Annotated in this window: 16 protein-coding genes and 1 pseudogene; 6 read left to right on the top strand and 11 right to left on the bottom strand. The window is 61.4% G+C overall.

Going from position 1 to position 18,097, the window contains the following annotated elements; genetic code table 11:
• The first annotated feature begins 73 nt into the window (after positions 1-73).
• Positions 74-610, top strand: coding sequence for a glyoxalase superfamily protein (locus G9X68_RS06800; protein ID WP_168307871.1), 537 nt, complete (start codon positions 74-76; stop codon positions 608-610).
• Between the two features lie 29 nt (positions 611-639).
• Positions 640-795: pseudogene (locus G9X68_RS31815) on the top strand (diguanylate cyclase domain-containing protein); the annotation flags it as partial.
• 35 nt (positions 796-830) lie between these two features.
• On the opposite strand, the gene G9X68_RS06790 reads toward G9X68_RS31815, so the two are convergent.
• The 3 genes from G9X68_RS06790 to G9X68_RS06780 form a co-directional block, all read right to left on the bottom strand.
• Positions 831-1,388 (bottom strand): hypothetical protein, encoded by a 558-nt coding sequence (locus G9X68_RS06790; RefSeq protein ID WP_171602173.1) that lies wholly within the window; start codon positions 1,386-1,388, stop codon positions 831-833.
• A gap of 537 nt (positions 1,389-1,925) precedes the next feature.
• Positions 1,926-2,408: an anthrone oxygenase family protein gene (locus tag G9X68_RS06785; protein WP_244956116.1), complete on the bottom strand. Its 483-nt coding sequence runs from the start codon at positions 2,406-2,408 to the stop codon at positions 1,926-1,928.
• 2 nt (positions 2,409-2,410) lie between these two features.
• Positions 2,411-3,232: an NmrA family NAD(P)-binding protein gene (locus G9X68_RS06780; RefSeq protein ID WP_171601751.1), complete on the bottom strand. Its 822-nt coding sequence runs from the start codon at positions 3,230-3,232 to the stop codon at positions 2,411-2,413.
• Between the two features lie 101 nt (positions 3,233-3,333).
• On the opposite strand from G9X68_RS06780, the gene G9X68_RS06775 reads away from it, so the two are divergent.
• From G9X68_RS06775 to G9X68_RS06765, 3 genes are all read left to right on the top strand, one after another.
• Entirely contained in the window at positions 3,334-3,990 is a 657-nt protein-coding gene (locus G9X68_RS06775) for a TetR/AcrR family transcriptional regulator (protein WP_171601750.1), read from the top strand.
• Between the two features lie 71 nt (positions 3,991-4,061).
• Positions 4,062-4,751, top strand: a complete 690-nt coding sequence (locus G9X68_RS06770; RefSeq protein ID WP_168307867.1) for an orotate phosphoribosyltransferase — start codon at positions 4,062-4,064, stop codon at positions 4,749-4,751.
• Positions 4,752-4,813: 62 nt separating this feature from the next.
• On the top strand, positions 4,814-5,740 hold the full coding sequence (locus tag G9X68_RS06765; protein WP_171601749.1) for a carbohydrate kinase family protein: 927 nt from the start codon (positions 4,814-4,816) through the stop codon (positions 5,738-5,740).
• Positions 5,741-5,879: 139 nt separating this feature from the next.
• Here the strand turns inward: G9X68_RS06765 and otsA are convergent, their stop codons facing one another.
• The 3 genes from otsA to G9X68_RS06750 all read right to left on the bottom strand — a co-directional run bounded on the left by otsA (position 5,880) and on the right by G9X68_RS06750 (position 11,440).
• Entirely contained in the window at positions 5,880-7,286 is a 1,407-nt protein-coding gene (gene otsA / locus G9X68_RS06760) for an alpha,alpha-trehalose-phosphate synthase (UDP-forming) (RefSeq protein WP_171601748.1), read from the bottom strand.
• Between the two features lie 690 nt (positions 7,287-7,976).
• Entirely contained in the window at positions 7,977-9,602 is a 1,626-nt protein-coding gene (gene pgi, locus G9X68_RS06755) for a glucose-6-phosphate isomerase (RefSeq protein ID WP_171601747.1), read from the bottom strand.
• Positions 9,603-9,739: 137 nt separating this feature from the next.
• The gene (locus tag G9X68_RS06750) at positions 9,740-11,440 is read right to left on the bottom strand and encodes a long-chain fatty acid--CoA ligase (protein WP_171601746.1); all 1,701 of its coding nucleotides are present in this window, start codon (positions 11,438-11,440) and stop codon (positions 9,740-9,742) included.
• Positions 11,441-11,684: 244 nt separating this feature from the next.
• Between G9X68_RS06750 and G9X68_RS06745 the strand changes: the two genes are divergently transcribed.
• Entirely contained in the window at positions 11,685-12,077 is a 393-nt protein-coding gene (locus tag G9X68_RS06745; RefSeq protein ID WP_171601745.1) for a PRC-barrel domain-containing protein, read from the top strand.
• A 141-nt stretch (positions 12,078-12,218) separates the two neighbouring features.
• On the opposite strand, the gene G9X68_RS06740 is transcribed toward G9X68_RS06745, so the two are convergent.
• The 5 genes from G9X68_RS06740 to G9X68_RS06720 form a co-directional block, all read right to left on the bottom strand.
• Positions 12,219-14,675 carry a glycoside hydrolase family 2 protein gene (locus tag G9X68_RS06740; protein WP_171601744.1) on the bottom strand — a complete coding sequence of 819 codons (2,457 nt, stop codon included), beginning with the start codon at positions 14,673-14,675 and terminating at the stop codon, positions 12,219-12,221.
• Between the two features lie 81 nt (positions 14,676-14,756).
• Positions 14,757-15,152 (bottom strand): VOC family protein, encoded by a 396-nt coding sequence (locus G9X68_RS06735; protein ID WP_168307861.1) that lies wholly within the window; start codon positions 15,150-15,152, stop codon positions 14,757-14,759.
• Between the two features lie 49 nt (positions 15,153-15,201).
• Complete coding sequence (locus tag G9X68_RS06730; protein WP_171601743.1) at positions 15,202-15,951, bottom strand: ABC transporter permease; 750 nt, start codon at positions 15,949-15,951, stop codon at positions 15,202-15,204.
• Entirely contained in the window at positions 15,948-16,892 is a 945-nt protein-coding gene (locus tag G9X68_RS06725) for an ABC transporter ATP-binding protein (RefSeq protein WP_171601742.1), read from the bottom strand. The genes G9X68_RS06730 and G9X68_RS06725 overlap by 4 nt, the downstream gene beginning before the upstream one ends.
• A complete protein-coding gene (locus G9X68_RS06720; RefSeq protein WP_171601741.1) occupies positions 16,889-18,055 on the bottom strand; it encodes an ABC transporter permease in 1,167 nt (388 codons plus the stop codon). The genes G9X68_RS06725 and G9X68_RS06720 overlap by 4 nt, the downstream gene beginning before the upstream one ends.
• Positions 18,056-18,097: the final 42 nt, after the last annotated feature.

Raw genomic sequence — 18,097 nt, 5'->3', positions numbered from 1 at the left:
GCGATCGATGGCGAACGGGTCAGCAGACGCGGGCACTGATCTTCCTGTTTGCCGCCAACGGAAGGATGACATCATGCGCGATTTTCGCGATGCCAAGCTCATGGCAAAAACATTGCGGCAGGCTCTCGCCGACCGCGACATTTCGCTAACCCACAGCGAGACCCTCGAAATCGTCGCCCGCCAGTTCGGGCTCGATCAATGGAATATCCTCTCGGCAAAGATCGATGCGGCAGGGGCTAACCCCTCCGCCATCGGCATCGAGCCGCCGATGCCGATTTTCCGCATCTTCTCGGTCGAAAAGGCCATGGAGTTCTATTGCGGCTTCCTCGGCTTCCATCTCGATTGGGAGCACCGTTTCGGCGAAAACTTCCCGCTCTATTGTCAGGTCTCGCGCGACGGCATGGCGCTGCATCTCAGCGAACATTCCGGCGACGCCAGCCCCGGCGCCAAGGCCTTCGCCCGCGTCGCCAATGTGCGGGCCTATCACGCCGAACTCTCAGGCAAGGACTACCGCTACATGAAGCCCGGCGTCGAGGAAGCACCGTGGGGGCTGGAGATGACCGTCATCGACCCCTTCAGCAACCGTATCGCCTTTTGCCAGCAGACGTAGTTGTCAGCGCAGCTTGGCTTATAGGTGACAAATCGGTCAACGACCGCTATCGCCAGGCCGCCGGCGCCCGCGTGCTCCAGGTCTTCGCCGATGAACTGACGGCACGTTGCCGCCCCGGCGATACCGCGGCCCGGCTCGGCGGCGAAGAGTTTGCGCTGGTGCCGACGGAGATCATGCCCCGCCGAACTCATCCGGAAAGCCTTCGAGGCGCGGCGTTTCTTCAATCTACCCGGCGCAGACTTTCCACAAAGACACCCCGACTGGTGCCTCGCCCCGAAACGGCGATCCGCTGTCCCGGTCCAAGTTCCCGCCTGATGTTCTCAGGGACACGGCAAATTTCGTCGAATAGCATCGGAACCCCTTCGACCTGAACCGGTGACCGGCATTTTTTGCTACCCCATTCATGGGCGTCGACGACGGTGAAAGAAAGCTCCACCCGATGGCCAGCGATAAAGGCGAATAGCATCGGCACCGCGATGATGACGAGGTGCTTTCCGCAGAAATAACCAGCGATCGGAGCGATTAGCAGGCCGAAACCTTTCCTCACGCCGTCGATCTCGCGCCTGCTCTTCAAAATGAGCCAAAACGGCAATGCCGCAGAGACCACGCCGACGGCGAGAGCAGGAAGGGCCGCCTTGGAGATCCACTCGTTTGACGGCAGAAAGTTAAAGCCGGGTATCTGGACGAAAATGGCAAGTACAGCCGGCAAAAGTAACATGGTCAGAAGGATCCGGCCCAGTTTACCGAGCGGCCACTTGACACTCTCCTTCGACCCCATGGACAACGTACCGCTCTTTACATCGCAACCTGTCAATCACTCTGTGACACATTTCGGCTGGCGGCTTCAAGGGGGCACGATCAGGGCAGTAAAAGCCATTTTGGCTACGTCTAGGAGGTCGCGGAACCACTTTATACACCAACGACAAACTACAAGGATGGCGCTCCTTGGATGTCGGCGCTTGCATCTCCGTCCTTGGAACCTACAGTCACACAATCGATGTTGTTTCAATGGAAATGAGTCCTGGTCGGTAGGATGGGGAACCAGATGAAATATGTTTCGGTGCTGATTTTAGCGCTTCTGTCGATTGTCTTCGGATGGTTATTCTATGAAAGGTACTGGAAGTTCCGAGATTGCATATCGCAGGCCCTATCCAGTTGCCTCACTCCCGACGGTGACAACCTGACGCAAGGCGGCTCTCTGTGGGCTGGTTTGGCAGGGCTGTTCTTGTTGCTCGCTGTGATCTCAGCCTGGCGCTCTTTCCGAAGCCGGGATGCTGGCAAATAAGCTGGAGCGGCCAGCTCTCCCGCTTGCTTCTCAAACGATCATCAACGCCCGCACGAAGGCCACCGAGGCAAGCAGCGACGCGATCGTTCTCACATGGTTCCACCACGTCCAGTCCCTGACATAGGTGGTCCAGAGCTGAACCGCTTCCGTCCCGTTGCCGCCGACCTTTGCCAGCGCATCGTTCATCGGCACGTTGAAGATGATGGTCGAGACGAAGGAGGCGAAGACATAGAGGGCTGCACCTGCCAGCATTAGAAAAGATGCCCCGCCGCGCCAGTTGATCAGGGCGAGCACGGCGATGACGAGGCAGAGGATCGCCGTCGGCACGAAGAGGCCCATGAAGGGCGAGCGGACGATCGTCACGTTGATCGAATTCATCGCCGCGATGCCTTGTTCTGCAGGAATCCGCGAGAAGGCGGTCATGATGAAGGTCGAGAAGGCGAAGAAGATACCGGCGACGAGACCGCTGCCGATCGCCGCGGCGACGAGGGAGATGATGAGAATGATCTGCATGGTCAGCTCCATAGTCCGGTTGCCGCGGTCCGGCGGGCATATTCGCTGAAATCGGTGGCGGGACGGCCGAGAATTTCGGCCACACCGCCCATGGTGCCGGAGTTGCGCCCATCGAGCACCTGGCCGAAGAGTTCCTTCAGAAGATCGATCAGGTCCTGCGGCAGGCCGGCATCCGCAAGCCCGCCGGTGAAATCCGCCATCGACACCTGCTCATATTCGATCGGCCGGCCAGTGGCCGCGGCGATCTCGGCGACCGCCTGGCGGAATGTCAGCGCTCGCGGGCCGGTCAGTTCGTAAGTCTTGTTGCGGTGGTGCGGATCGGTCAAGGCGGCGACGGCGGCATCGGCAATGTCGTCGGCATCGATGAAAGGTTCGCTGATCTCGCCCGCCGGCAACTGCAGGCGGCCGCCCAGGATCTGCTCGACAAAGGCGCCCTCGCTGAAATTCTGGCAGAACCAGGAGGCGCGCAGGATGGTGGCGTCAATGCCGGAGGCTTTCAGCGCCGCTTCGCTGCGTTGCGCGCCCTCTTCGCCGCGGCCGGAGAGCAGCACGATATGTTCAAGGCCACATTCCCTGGCGACCTTGGCGAGTGCCCCGATCGCTTCTGCCGCCCAGGCGACGGAAAGATCCGGCTGGAAGGCGACATAGGCGCTCGATGCGCCGTCAAGCGCGCCGTGCCAGGTCAACCTGTCCTCCCAGTCGAAGGGACGGGCGCTGGAGCGCGATGCGGCGCGAACGCTGTGCCCGCGCTCTTCCAGGCGCTTGATGATGCGGCCGCCGGTCTTTCCCGATCCACCGACGAGAACGATTTCGGAAGTTTGCATGTCAAAACTCCTCCCAAACATTGCAAACAAGAGAAACTCTCTCATTTGCAAAATGAGATAATCTCTCTTATTTTGTTTGTCAACGTGGAAAAGGAGAGAGCATGTCGGAACAGCCGGTCGCAACGCGCAGACGCCAGCAGGAGTCTACCGGCCAGCTGCGCCGCATTCCCAGCCAGCAGCGCGGCCGCGAGCGCTTCGAAAAGATCCTCGCGGTTGCCGCCGAGCTGATCGAAAGCCATGGCAGCGACGGCTTAAAGATGAGCGAGATTGTCGAAAAGGCTGGTCTCTCCTTCGGCGCCCTCTACCAATATTTCCCGGACAAGACCTCGATCATCCGCACATTGGCCGAGCGCTTCAACGAAGAGGGCAGGCGATGCGTCGAGGAGGAACTGGCGAAGGTGACCGACGCTGCAGCCCTGCAGGGCGCGCTCGCCAATATCGTCGACGAATATTACGCCTTCTTCCGCCGCGAGCCTGTCATGCGCGACATCTGGCATGCGACCCATACCGACAAGCTGCTGCAACAGGTCGATGCCGAGGACATGGAATTCCATGCCCAGGCATTTCTCGCGGTGCTTATCCGCCTATGGCCGGATCGCGACCGGAAGGAGCTGCTCGCGATCGCCCGGCTGACGATGCAGCTGCTTGCCGCCGGCGTGCGTTATGCCGTTTCGCTGGATGCGGAGGAGGGCGCTCAGGCAGTCGCCCTGTTCAAGAAGATGCAGATCGTTGATATCGGCCGCCTGCTGCAGCAATAGCCCGCCTTTCGTCTGGAAACGGCGGGCTCTTGCTGCTATTCCCGCAGGGATCCAAGCCGAAGGAGAGCCGCATGATCCAAACCACATTTCCCGACCGTGCCGTGATGGCCGAATTGCTGGCCAAGATGCTCTGGGAAATCAAGGCGGTCCATTTCAATGCCGATCAGCCCTATAAGCTTTCCTCCGGCATGGCGAGCCCGGTTTATATCGATTGCCGCAAGTTGCTCTCCTTCCCGCGCATCCGCTCGACGGTGATGGATTTTGCCGCCAGCACCCTGCTGCGCGACGCCGGTTTCGAGCAGTTCGATTGCATCGCCGGCGGCGAGACCGCCGGCATTCCCTTCGCCGCCCTGCTGGCCGATCGTCTCGGCCTGCCGATGATCTATGTTCGCAAGCAGCCGAAGGGCCATGGCCGCAATGCCCAGATCGAAGGCAACATGCCGGAAGGGTCGCGGGTGCTGGTCATCGAAGACCTGACGACGGCAGGCGGCAGCATGTTCAAGTTCATCGATGCCATCCGTGCCGCCGGCGGTATCGTCGATCACGGCATCGCGCTGTTCTTCTACGGCATTTTCGGCGAACAGCGCTTTGGCGACGGCAAGGTCAGGCTGCATCACATCGCCACCTGGCGGAATGTTCTGGCCGTTGCCAAGGAGCAGAAACTCTTCGACGACAAGACGCTGTCGGAGGTCGAGGCCTTCCTCGATGCGCCGCTGGCCTGGTCGGGAAGAAATGGTGGCGTTAGTGAGCTTTCGCTCTAGCCGGTTGACAAAAGCTCGCTTAATCGGTTGATGAACGTATCAGTGCTGTTGGGAGGAATACGATGATTTTGTGCTGCGGCGAAGCCTTGATCGACATGCTGCCAAGGGACACGACCCTCGGCGAAAAGGGCTTTGCGCCCTATGCCGGCGGCGCGATCTTCAACACCGCCATCGCGCTCGGCCGCCTCGGCATCCCCACCGCCTTCTTCACCGGCATTGCCGATGACATGATGGGCGAAATCCTGCTCGAAACGCTGAAGGCGAGCAACGTCGATTACAGCCCCTGCGCCATCACCCCGCGTCCCTCGACCATCGCCTTCGTCAAGCTGGTGAACGGCCAGGCGACCTATGCCTTCTACGATGAGGGCACGGCCGGCCGGATGATCACCACGGCCGACCTGCCTGATCTCGGCGACGATTGCGAAGCGCTGCATTTCGGCGCGATCAGCCTGATCCCGAGCCCCTGCGGCGAAACCTATGAAGCCCTGCTCGACCGCGAAGCCGCTCGCCGCGTCATCTCGCTCGATCCGAATATCCGTCCGGGTTTCATCAAGGACAAGCCGTCGCATATGGCCCGCATCAAGCGCATGGCTGCGAAGTCCGACATCGTCAAATTCTCCGACGAGGATCTCGAATGGTTCGGCCTGCAGGGCGACCATGATGCGCTCGCCGCCCATTGGCTGAACCACGGCGCCAAGCTCGTCGTCATCACCAAGGGCGCGGAAGGCGCTTCCGGTTATACCAAGGATCGCAAGGTGACGGTGCCGAGTGAGCGCGTCACCGTCGTCGACACGGTCGGTGCCGGCGACACCTTCGATGCCGGCATCCTGGCTTCGCTGAAGATGGATAATCTGCTCACCAAACCGCAGGTCGCCTCGCTCGACGAAAAGGCACTCCGCAACGCCCTGACCCTCGGCGCCAAAGCCGCCGCCGTCACCGTCTCCCGCGCCGGCGCCAATCCGCCCTGGGCGCGTGAAATTGGCCTTTAAGGCTTAAGCCAGCTTCGCCCCTCATCCGGCTGCCGCCACCTTCTCCCCGCTCGCGGGGCGAAGGGATATGCCGCAACGTCTCGATTCCCTCTTCTTCCCTCGGGTCCGAAGGACGGGTCGACGTCGATCGATCAGGAGCCTATCCGGGGTCACGCTCCGGTCGAAGCTCGAGAGCAAGTACCAAGTCCCCCAAGAAGTTTTCGCACCAAAGCGAGACGTCGTGGGTTAGCAGATGCTCCATCATCATGCTCCAGCGGTCGCGGCGCTCCTCCAGCGACATGGCAAGACCCCTGGCGAGGGCATTGGCAGTGCCTTCGACATCGTAAGGATTGACCAGCAGCGCGCCCTTCAACTCTCGGGCCGCGCCGGCGAAGCGCGATAGCAACAATACGCCCGGGCGATCGGGATCCTGAGCGGCGACATATTCCTTGGCGACGAGGTTCATGCCGTCGCGCAACGGCGTGACCAGCCCGATCGTCGCCAGCCGGTAGAGGCCGGCAAGCACGTTGCGGCTGATCGATCGGTTGACATAGCGGATCGGCACCCAGTCGACCGTTCCAATGGCACCGTTCACACGGCCTGCCTGTTCGGCGACCATCTTCTGCATATGTTCGTATTCGGGAACTTCCGATCGCGACTTCGGCGTGACCTGCAGATAGGTCACCTTGTTCTGGTAGCCAGGATTGCTGGTGAGGAAGCGTTCGAACGCTTCCAGCCGCTGAATGATGCCCTTTGAATAATCGAGGCGGTCGACCCCGATGATCATGTCCCGGCCTTCAATGCTGCGCCGGGTCTTCTGTACCATGATATTGTTTGCGGCCCTCTCGGCGAACTCGGCGAAGCCCGCGGTTTCGATCCCGATCGGATAGGCACCGGCCTTGAATATCCGCCCATGGGAATCAAACAATCCATTTCCAAGGTCGTCGCCAATTCCCTCCCTCCTGAGATAACCGGCAAAATTCTGGAGGTCGTAATCGGTCTGGAAGCCGACGAGATCATAATGCGAGAGGCCACGCATGATTTCTTCATGAACGGGCATCGTGACCAGAATGTCGGCCGGCGGCCATGGAATGTGCAGGAAGAAGCCGATCCGGTTCTTCAGCCCCATCTGGCGCAGTTCAGCCGCCAGCGGTATGAGGTGGTAATCATGAACCCAGATGGTGTCGTCCGGCTCGATCATCGGCGCCAGCCGGTGAGCTAAGAAGCGGTTGACGCGGAAATAGCCGGCCATTTCCTTCCGGCCATATTCGGCGAGGTCCAGTCGATAATGGCAGATGGGCCAGAGAACACGGTTTGCAAAGCCGCGATAATATTCCTCGACGTCGGTGTCGGTGAGATCGGTCAGCGCATAGGTGATGTTGCCCTTCTGCAGTTGCGACAGCGGGCCAGGTTCCCTGTCCCCGCTCGAGTCTCCCGACCACCCCATCCAGATGCCGCCACGCTCCTGCAGGGCTGCCTGCAGCGCAACGGCCAGACCGCCGGCAGCGGCGCTCCCATCTTTGGCGGGCATGGGAACACGATTGGAAACGACGATAAGACGGCTCATGAGCTTCCTTTAAAGAAGATGGGACATGAAAACGCTGCGTGACGAGCGTCTTGAGACATCTCCTGAACTTGGCAGGGACCATGCAGTAAAGGCGCCGACATCGACAGAGCCGACCCGGAGGCGAGCGGCCCGGTGTAGATGCCAACAAGAACAACGAACGAAGCATTTCCGCACAGATTTTGCTTGAATCTAGGGCGATTCCAATGAATTGAAAGAATTCATTCTACAATTTTTTAATTGGAAGAACGTTCATCCGGTTTCGTACCGCAGGCCGTTCTTCATCATGCCTTCTGGCAGATGCGGCCAGCACTTGGCCGAGCCACGGGTCCGACCAATCCTTCAGACCCCAATAAAAGGGTGAAGGGATATCCCGCAGCCTCTCGGTTCCCTCTTCTCCCCAGCGGGGAGAAGGTGCCCGTAGGGCGGATGAGGGGGCCGGCGAAGCCGGTCTTCACAACGTCGATACGGGCTTCGACCGCGCTCGTCTCGACCGTGTTTAGGGCGCAGGCAGGGTAGGATATGAGGTGAAGGATGTGCCGCGCGGCCCCCTCATCCGCCTGCCGGCACCTTCTCCCCAAGGGGAGAAGAGCACATGCCGCAACCTCTCCGTTTCTCACTCGCCTCTGGCAGGGCACGTCCTCTCCCCGTCAGAACGGGGAGAGGGTTAGGGTGAGGGGCAATCTCGATCGCTTACTTCGCAAGCTTCGCCAGCGCCGCAACCAGGCCCTGCGTCGAGGAGTCATGCGATGCCCCACTCTCCTTGCCCTCGACGACCGGCAGCAGGCCCGTCGCCAGTTCCTTGCCGAGTTCGACGCCCCACTGGTCGAAGGAGTTGATCCGGAAGAGCACGCCTTCGACAAAGACGCGGTGTTCGTAGAGCGCGATCAGCCGGCCGAGCGCATAGGGCGTCAGCTTGTCGTAGACGAAGGTGATCGACGGCCGGTTGCCGGTAAAGACCCGGTGCGGCGCGATGAAGTCGGCCTTTTTGTCGTCCATGCCCTTGTCGGTCAGCTGCTTCTTGGCTTCCGCGAAGGTGCGGCCCTTCATCAGCGCTTCCGATTGGGCGAGAACATTGGAGATCAAAAGCTGGTGCTGGTGGCGCAGCTCCGGCTCGAAGGCATTGGCGGCGATCATGAACTCGGCCGGGATGATGCTCGTGCCCTGGTGGATCAGCTGGTAGAAGGCGTGCTGGCCGTTGGTGCCGGGCTCGCCCCAGACGACCGGGCCGGAATTGCCTTCGACCGGCGTGCCGTCGATGGTGACGCCCTTGCCGTTCGATTCCATGTCGAGCTGCTGCAGATAGGCCGGGAAGCGCGACAGGCGCTGGTCGTAGGGCAGGATGGCGCGGGTGGGGTAACCCAGCACATTGCGATGGTAAAAGCCGATCAGGCCGAGCAGCATCGGCAGGTTCTCGGTAATCGGCGCCTTACGAAAATGATTGTCGACGGCATGGGCGCCGTCGAGGAATTTGCCGAAATTCTCAGGGCCGACGGCGATCATCAGCGGCAGGCCGATCGCCGACCAGATCGAGTAACGGCCGCCGACCCAGTCCCAGAAGCCGAAGACGCGGGCGCTGTCGATGCCGAAGGCGGCGACCTTGTCGAGTGCCGTCGAAACGGCGGCGAAGTGGTGCTGCACGGCCGCTTCGCCGAGCGCCTTGGCGATGAAATTGCGCGCCGTCTGTGCATTGGTCATCGTCTCAACGGTGGTGAAGGTCTTCGAGGCGACGATGAACAGCGTCGTTTCCGGCTGCACCAGCTTCAGGATATCGGCGATATGGGCGCCGTCGATGTTGGAGACGAAATGGGCGCGCGGTCCGTCATGGAAGGGGGCAAGCGCCAGCGTCGCCATCACCGGCCCGAGATCCGAGCCGCCGATGCCGATATTGATGACGTCGGTGATCGCCTTTCCGGTCGCGCCCTTCAGCGTGCCGGAGCGGACGTCGTCGGCAAACTTGCCCATGGCGGCAAGCACCGCATTGACGTCGGGCATGACGTCCTTGCCGTCGACCAGAACCGGCGTATTGGAGCGGTTGCGCAGCGCGGTGTGCAGAACGGCGCGATCCTCGGTGAAATTGATCGCCTTGCCGGAGAACATTTCCTCGCGCTTTGCCTCGACGCCGCCTTCTTCGGCGAGCTTCACCAAGAGCTTGAGGATGTCGTCATTCACCGCCGTCTTGGAAAAATCCATCAGCAGGTCGTCAAGCGCGACGGAAAAGCGCGAAAAGCGCTGCTGATCGGCGGCGAAGGCGGCACGGATATCGGTTGCCTTGGTGGCATCAGCGGTGCTTTTCAGCTGTTCGACGATGGCGTTCATGGGAGGCTCCTTTGGAGGCGGAAAGGTTGCGGAAACTATTCGCTTTCTCACCCGCAAATCAAGTTCAGCCACCTGCCGAAATAGAAAAAAGCCACCCGCGGCAAGCGGATGGCTTTAATTTCATCAGATCGTCAAATTCAGCCGCGCAGGTCCTTGCGCAGGATCTTACCGACCGGCGACTTCGGCAGCTCGGTGCGGAATTCGATGAAGCGCGGGCGCTTGTAGTTGGTGAGGTTGGCGATGCAATGGGCTTTCACCTCGGCTTCCGTCAGGTTGGGATCCTTCCTGACCACGAAGAGCTTCACCGCCTCGCCCGAATGTCCGTCCGGGACGCCGATGGCTGCGGCCTCGAGGATGCCGGCATGCATGGCGGCGACTTCCTCTATCTCGTTCGGATAGACGTTGAAGCCCGAAACCAGGATCATGTCCTTCTTGCGGTCGACGATCTTGGTATAGCCGCGTTCGTCCATGAAACCCATGTCGCCCGAGCGGAAGTAGCCGTCGTTGGTCATCGCCCGCGCCGTCTCTTCCGGCTTCTGCCAATAGCCTGCCATCACCTGCGGCCCGCGGATGCAGATTTCGCCGACCTGGCCGAGCGGCAGCCAATTGCCCTCCTCGTCGCGGATATCGAGGTCGGTGGAGGGGAGCGGCAGGCCGATTGTGCCGGTGAACTCAGGCGAATCGAAGCGGTTGGCGGTGGCAACAGGCGATGTCTCGGAAAGGCCGTAGCCTTCCGTCACCGCCGTGCCCGTCATCTTCAGCCAGCGTTCTGCGACCGGGCGCTGGACGGCCATGCCGCCGCCGAGCGACATGATCAGCGAGGAGAAGTCGAGCTTGGCAAAATCGGCATTGTTCATCAGCGCATTGAACAGCGTGTTGAGGCCGGGGAAGATATGCACCTTCGATTTTTCGAATTCCTTGACGAGGCCGGGAATGTCACGCGGATTGGCGATCAGGATATTGTGGGCGCCAAGCGACATGCCCATCAGCGAATTCACCGTCAGCGCAAAGATGTGGTAGAGCGGCAGGGCGCAGAGGAAATTGAGCACCTCCGGCTCTTTCTTGCGCTCGAAGGCCGATCGCAGCCAGAGGGATAGCTGCAGCTTGTTGGCGAGCAGGTTTTCATGCGTCAGCACCGCGCCCTTGGCGACGCCCGTCGTACCGCCGGTATATTGCAGGAAGGCGATATCGCCGCCTGTTAGGGTGACCGGCCGGAGCTCCTTTCCCGCACCTTCGCGCAGCACCTGACCGAAGCTCTTGCACTGAGGGATCGACCAGGAGGGAACGAGCTTCTTCACCTTGCGCACGACGAAATTGACGATCAGCCCCTTCGGCCCCAGCATTTCCCCGAGCGAGGTGACGACGACATGGCGCAAATCGGTCTTGTTGAGGACCTGCTCCACCGTGCGGGCAAAATTCTCCAGCACGAAGATCGCCTTGGCGCCGGAATCCCGCAACTGGTGTTCGAGCTCGCGCGGCGTATAGAGCGGGTTGACGTTCACCACCACCAGGCCGGCGCGCAGAATGGCGTAGGTCGCGATCGGATTCTGCAGCACGTTCGGCATCATCACGGCGACGCGGTCGCCCTTCTGAAGGCCGGTGCTTTGCAGCCAGGCTGCGAGTTTGCGCGTCTGGCTCTCCAGCTCGCGGTAGCGCATCGCCTTGCCCATGCTGGAAAAGGCGGTCCGGTCGGCGTAACGGGCGCAGGATTTTTCGAGCAGTTCGGTAAGCGAAGCATATTCCAGCGGCGGAATCTCTGCCGGAACGATATCGGGATAGGCGGCAAGCCAGGGTTTGTCGGGCTTGGCTCCGTTCGGATGGACGGAAATGCTGTTCATCTTTGTCCTCTCTCCCTTGCTGCCGCCGCCGGCGCCGAGCCGGCAATCGACTAGAAAGATCCTCCATCTTCCAGTCCGGCAGCTTATGCCATTGCTTGAACGGTTCAAGCCGAATGAAGCTATACTAACCTTGACGTAAACGTCAACATTCGGTCGCTGCACGATCGTCGGAAGGATGGGGAACTTTGAGTCCGCCATGACGTTGATCTTGCACACTCATCAGAAGCAACAAAGGAGGTGCACAATGTTGAACCAGGATACCGACGCCACCCGCCGTGACCCGAATGTCAAGGACACGCAATCACTGATCGCCAGTGACCGCGTCGAAGGCACCCGCGTCTATGGTCCGGATGGCAGGCATATCGGCTCGATCGAACGCCTGATCATCGGAAAGCTCGACGGCCGCGTCGCCTATGCGGTGCTGAGCTTCGGCGGCTTCCTGGGCATCGGTCACGATCACTATCCGCTTCCCTGGGAAAAGCTGAACTACGACACCCAGCTGGACGGCTATCGCATTGACCTGACCAAGGAGCAGATCGAAGGCGCCCCGAGCTATTCGGACGATGACGACACCTGGTACAACGATAATGGCCGCCGGGTCTATGATTACTACGGCGTGCCGCCCTACTGGATGTAACGTCGTCCGATAGACCGAGCTGGAAGGGCCCCGCGGCATGCGGGGCCTTTTTGGTGTTTGGCGACTGGCTCGCTCCCCTCTTGCATGGCACGTCCCCTCTCCCCGTTTTTACGGGGAGAGGGTAAGGGTGAGGGGCAGCCACTAGCGCGAACCGACAACAAGATCATTGGCCGAGCGCAATACGGTGCCGACGACAATGTCCTCTGCCACGATCGTCCTTGCCGTCCTCACCACAAACACATGGCTCTCGCCCGGCAGCAGCGTCACCAGCATCGAATCGACAACGGCAGCCGGATCCAACCGATCCGCCATCAGGCATAGATCCTTCAGGAAGTTTTGCGCCGTCACCTTGACCTGATACCCGCCGTCGATCCCGACGACATCGACCGTCAGCCGCGGTGCTGGTAAGGCAAGCTCGATATCCTCGACGAAATAGTGGAAGGCGCGCCTGTCCAACATCTCAACGACAATGACCTCGTCCTTCGATACGTCGGGCATGACGATATCCTTGGGCAGCGGAAATTCCTTTGCCTCGAAGCGGTCGCAGAGCAGGCGCCAGAATTCGAATTCGGCAAGCACGGTGCCGTCGAGCTTCAGGCGTTTGCCGCTCATCTTCGCCCGCCAGAACAGGGTTCGTTCATTGACGGCGACCGCCGCAAGTCCGCCGCCGCGCGGCTGGATCGTCAGCAGGCGCGGATCATAGGCGGCCTTCAACGCATACCAGAGCGGCTTGCGGCGCCCGGCTGAATCAAGCGCTGCCCACGAGGTCACCGGCCAGCAATCGTTGAACTGCCAGACCACTGCGCCCTTGCAGATATCCCGATGCGAGCGCATGTGCTCCACGCCGAAGCGGATGGCGCGCGCCTGGTTGAGCTGGGTGGCGAAGTGCCAGTCGTCCATTGTCCGTGGCTCCGGCAGATGGCCAGAGAGGCCGCGGATCAGCTTGTCATTGCCCTCAGTTGCCTTCTGATGGTGGAAGACGCCGTTCGATTGCGGCGTCAGCGGCTGGTCGTGCACACTTTCTTCGATGGTCGCCCAGGCCGCCGGCGCCTGCCAGCCGAATTCGGAGCAGAAGCGCGGAATGTAATTGCGGTAGACCTCGTAGCCGACATCGTTCCACACGTCCCAGATATGTTTGCAGCCATGTGCGTCGGCATTGGGTTCGATCTCCATCGAGCCGGAATAGGGACTGCCGGGATAATAGGGCCGGTCCGGATCAAGTTCGGCGCAGAGTTTCGGCAGCAGGCCGAGATAATAACCGAGGCCCCAGCTTTCGCCCGCCTTGATGATCGGCCGCCAGCCCCATTCGTCGAAGCCCCAGATGTTCTCGTTATTGCCGTTCCACAGCACCAGCGAGGCATGCGCCATCAGCCGCACGACATTGTCGCGCACCTCCGCTTCGACCTCGCTTCTGAGCGGTTCTTCCTCCGGATAGGCGGCGCAGGCAAAGAGGAAATCCTGCCAGACCAGCATGCCGGCGCGGTCGCAGGCCTCATAGAACTCGTCGGCCTCGAAGATGCCGCCGCCCCAGACGCGCAGCATATGAATATTGGCGGCCTTTGCCTCCTCGATCCGCGCGGTATAACGCTCAGCCGTAACCCGCGGCGGAAAACAATCATCCGGTATCCAGTTTGCCCCGCAGATGAAGAGCGGCACATCGTTGATGACGAAGGTGAAGGCCGAGCCATGTTCGTCGGCCGAGGTATCGAGCCGCAGGGAGCGGAAACCCAGTTCTCGCTCGAGAGCGTCAAGTACATCGTCGCCGGTTTCGTCGACCAACTTCAGCGTCATCGGGTAGAGCGGTTGCGCGCCGAGATGGTGCGGCCACCAGAGCTGTGGCGAGGGGAGAGCGAGCTCGAAGGAAACCTCGTCTTCGTCAGGCCCAACCGCCACCGTCATGGTCACGCCGCCGATTGCGGCGACGAGCCTCAACGGCGTCTTGTCGCCATGCCGCGCCAGTCTGGCATGCACCTTCACCAGCCCGTCGCCGCCGGCAAGCGTTGCCGACACCCGAGTTTCGGCAAGCCGCGCCCGATCCCAGCTTTCCAGCCGGACCGGCTTCCAGAGGCCCACTGTTACCAGCGTCGGCCCCCAGTCCCAGCCGAAATTGCAGGCCATCTTGCGCATCAGATTGCCCGGCCCCGGATAGTTGTTGGGACGGTAGCCGTAATGTTTCTCCATCTCCGCGCCATAGGCGTAGGCGGAGCGGAAAGTGACCGTGAGTTCGTTGGCGCCGGCCTTCAGCAGTGCCGAAACATCGAAACGATAGGTGCGGTGCATGTTGAAGGTACGGCCGATCTCTTCGCCGTTCAGGGATATCACTGCGACCGTATCGAGCCCGTCGAAGACCAGTTCCTGCACCCTGCCATCACCAGGCATCGCCTCGAAGCTGCAGCGATAGGTCCAGTCGGTCTTGCCGATCCAGTCATTGGTGATCTCGTTGACGTCGATATAGGGATCGGGGATCAGCCGGTTGGCGAGAAGGTCGAGATGCACGCAGCCCGGCACCGTCGCCGGTATTGCAGCCGGCAGGCCCGGCCTGCCTGTATCGTTACAGGAGAGCGTCCAGCCGGAATTGAGCGCAGTCTTTTCGATCATGGCGGGCTCCTCATGCATGCCGCTTGAAGCTGTGGGATTATCTGTGGCTTGGAACGTATCGGTGGTTCGGCGTCGGATGCCTTAGAGAAAACGGCCGTGGCGCTGCAGCACTTCGATCTTGTAGCCATCGGGATCGCTGATGAAGAAGAACAGGCCGAAGAGCTTGCCGTCGCGGTTGAGCTCCACCAGTTCACCGGGCTTGAGCCCAAGCTTCGACAGCCGCTCCCGCTCGACCGCCACCTCTTCGACAGAAACGGCGAGATGGCCATAGGCATTGCCCTGATCGTAGGGCGCGGTCCGGCCCTTGTTGACGGTCAGTTCCAGCTCGAAGCCGGTCTCGGCATTGCTCATGTAAGTCAGCGTGAAGGTTTCGAAATCGACGCGGTCGGCGACCGAAAGGCCGAATGCCTTCTCGTAGAATTCGACGGAGCGCGCCTCATCGAGAACGCGGATCATAGAGTGGATCATCTTCGCCAAGTCTGCCTCCCATTGCCCTACCAGCGCCGCAGTCTTGGTACCCGTCCTCTCACGCCGCGCGCAAGCCGATTCTTCGCGTAATCGCTCCTTCGACCAAGCCCATGGCATCATAGATCAGCACCGCCATCAGGCCGACGATCAGGCCGCCCTGCAGGATGAAGGCGGTGTTGTCGGAAATCAGCCCGGCAATGATCACCTCGCCGAGGCCCTTGGCCGCCACCGTCGAGCCGATCGTCGCCGTGCCGATATTGATCACGGTCGCGACCTTCAGCCCCTCGAGGATCAGCGGCAGGGCAAGCGGCAGCTCGACGCGAAACAGCCGCTGCGTGCCGTTCATGCCCATGCCGTCGGCGGCATCGAGCACCTGCGGCGAAACCTGCTTCAAGCCGGCGACGGTGTTTTCAAAGATCGGCAACAGGCCGTAGAGAAAGAGCGCAATCAGAGTCGGCATGGCGCCGAAGCCGGTGGCGGGAACGGCGAGCGCCAGCACCGCGACCGGCGGAAAGGTCTGTCCGGCATTGGCGATGGCACGCGACAGCGGCAGGAAGTCAGCCCCGCTTTCCCGCGTCACGAAGATGCCGCCGACAACGGCAAGCACGGCGCTGCAGACGATTGATCCGATCACCAGCTGCAGGTGGCCGGCGGCAAGCGAAGCAAGGCTGTTCTGCGTATAGACGGCAGGCGCATTGTTGCTGGTCAGCGGCGTGAGCAGGAAGGAAAGCCACTCCGTCCTGAACAGCAGGATCAGGAGCAGGGCGAGCGCCGCCAGGCGGAAGAGATTGGCGACGACGAGCTTCATGCCTTGCGGCCCAGTTCGAGAAGCCGGGTCATCGAGATCGATCCAACCGGAGCCTTCTCGCCGTTCTCAACGGCCGCCTCGTCGACCCCCTGCCAGATCATTTCGGCCAGCGCATCACGCAGGCTGAGCGATTGCGGCAGGGCATAGGCGAGACCGTTCTTTGCCGGCTCCATGCTTTCCTTCAGCGGCAACAGCGACATCAGCTTCAGCGCCCGGTCGGAGGTGCCGGTCAATTGCTGCACGAAGGGATCGGCCGGGTCGGTGAGGATCTTTTCCGGCGTCGAGCATTGCAGCAATCTGCCCTGGCTCATCACCGCGATTTGGTTGCCGAGATGGAAGGCCTCGTCCATGTCGTGGGTGACGAGAATAACCGTCGTACCGAACTGTTTCTGGATCGCCAACAGATCGTCCTGCGCCTTGCCGCGGATGACGGGATCGAGCGCCCCGAAGGGTTCGTCCATCAACAGCAGTTCCGGTTCGGCCGCCAGCGCCCGGGCGACACCGACGCGCTGCTGCTGGCCGCCGGAGAGCTGATGCGGATATTTGTCGGCAAATGTTGCCGGATCGAGGTTGAAAAGCCCGAGCAGTTCCTCGACCCGTTTGGCGATACGGGCGGAATCCCAATCGAGGAGCTGCGGGACGGTGGCGATATTCTGCGCCACGGTCCGGTGCGGAAAGAGGCCGTGCCCCTGGATGGCATAGCCGATCTTGCGGCGAAGCTCGGTCACCGGCACGTCCATCACATTTTGCCCGCCGACGAAGATCTCGCCTTCGGTGATCGGCACCAGCCGGTTGATCATCCGCATCAGCGTCGATTTGCCCGAGCCCGACGTGCCGACGATGACGGTGATCTCGCCCTTTTCGACGCTCATCGAGACGTCGTCGACGACAGTGGCGGCGCCATAGCGCTTGGTGACGTTCCTGATCTCGATCATGGTCATGCGGCGGATCCCCGGATGCTGTCGATGACCGCATCGAGGATGACGGCCGATGAGAAGGCGAAGAAGACGGTCGGCACGGCGCCGAGCAGGACGAGGTCCATGGCCGTCTGGCCGAGCCCCTGGAAGATGAAGATGCCGAAGCCGCCGCCGCCGATCAGCGCGGCGATCGTCACCATGCCGATCGCCTGCACCAGCACGATGCGGATGCCGGTGAGGATAACCGGGAAGGCGAGCGGCATGTCGATGCCGGTCAGGATCTGTAAGCGAGTCAGCCCCATGCCGGCCGCAGCATCCCGCACCGAGGGATCGACGCCCTGGAGGCCGACGACGGTGTTGGCGACGATCGGCAGCAGCGAATAGAGCACCAGCGCAATCAAGGCAGGCGCCGTGCCGATGCCGCGGATGCCAATCGCGGCGGCGAGCGGCACATGGGTGGCGAGGTAACCGAGCGGCAGCATCAACAGACCGAAGAGTGCCAGACTCGGGATCGTCTGAATGAGGCTGAGCCCCTGCAGCACGATGGCCCGCAGCTTCGGCACCCAGAAGCAGAGGATGCCGAGCGGCAGGCCGAGAATAATGGCGATGGCAAGCGAGCCGAACGCCAGCAGCAGATGCGAGATCGCTTCGGTCTCGAATTGCGGGGCCCGCGTTGAGAATTCCTTCATGATCGAAAGGCTGTCGAGCAGGCCGGAGGAGAGCGAGATGAAGAGCAGCGCCGTGTAGGCTGCAAGGGCTGCGACCCGCATCCAGGGCGCCAACCGGATCTTCACCAGCGCATCGGATATGACGAGGCCGATCACGGCAAACAGCACCCAGAAGCCGCCGCCGGGCGTCATGCGCGCCACCGTGCTGCCGGGCGGCGTTGCCGCCGTCGAGACGAGGCCGATCGCCACGATCAGCGCCGCAAGGCAGAGCGTGGCGATAACAAGCCGGGCTACCGCATTGGTGAGGAACAGCGTGGCGAAGGCGGTGAGAAGGAGAAGCACGGTCAGGATGATGACGGAAGGCTGGGGAAGAAGCTGCATCAGCAGCATCGGCTTGCCGGCGGCAATGCGGTTCGCCTTCACGTAGATGAAGGGCATCAGTGCTGTCGCCGCGATACCGCCGGCCACCAGAGCCACGCCGAGCCGGTCCAGTTTGCGGACCGCTAAGGTTTCTTCCATCAAATCAACCCTGTCTGGCCAACCCTGTCAGCCCAACCCTGT

The organism is Rhizobium changzhiense (assembly GCF_013087625.1).
GTDB lineage: Bacteria > Pseudomonadota > Alphaproteobacteria > Rhizobiales > Rhizobiaceae > Rhizobium > Rhizobium sophorae.
The sequence above is the reverse complement of the archived record's forward strand: the minus strand, read 5'-3'. Positions and strand labels throughout refer to the sequence as shown.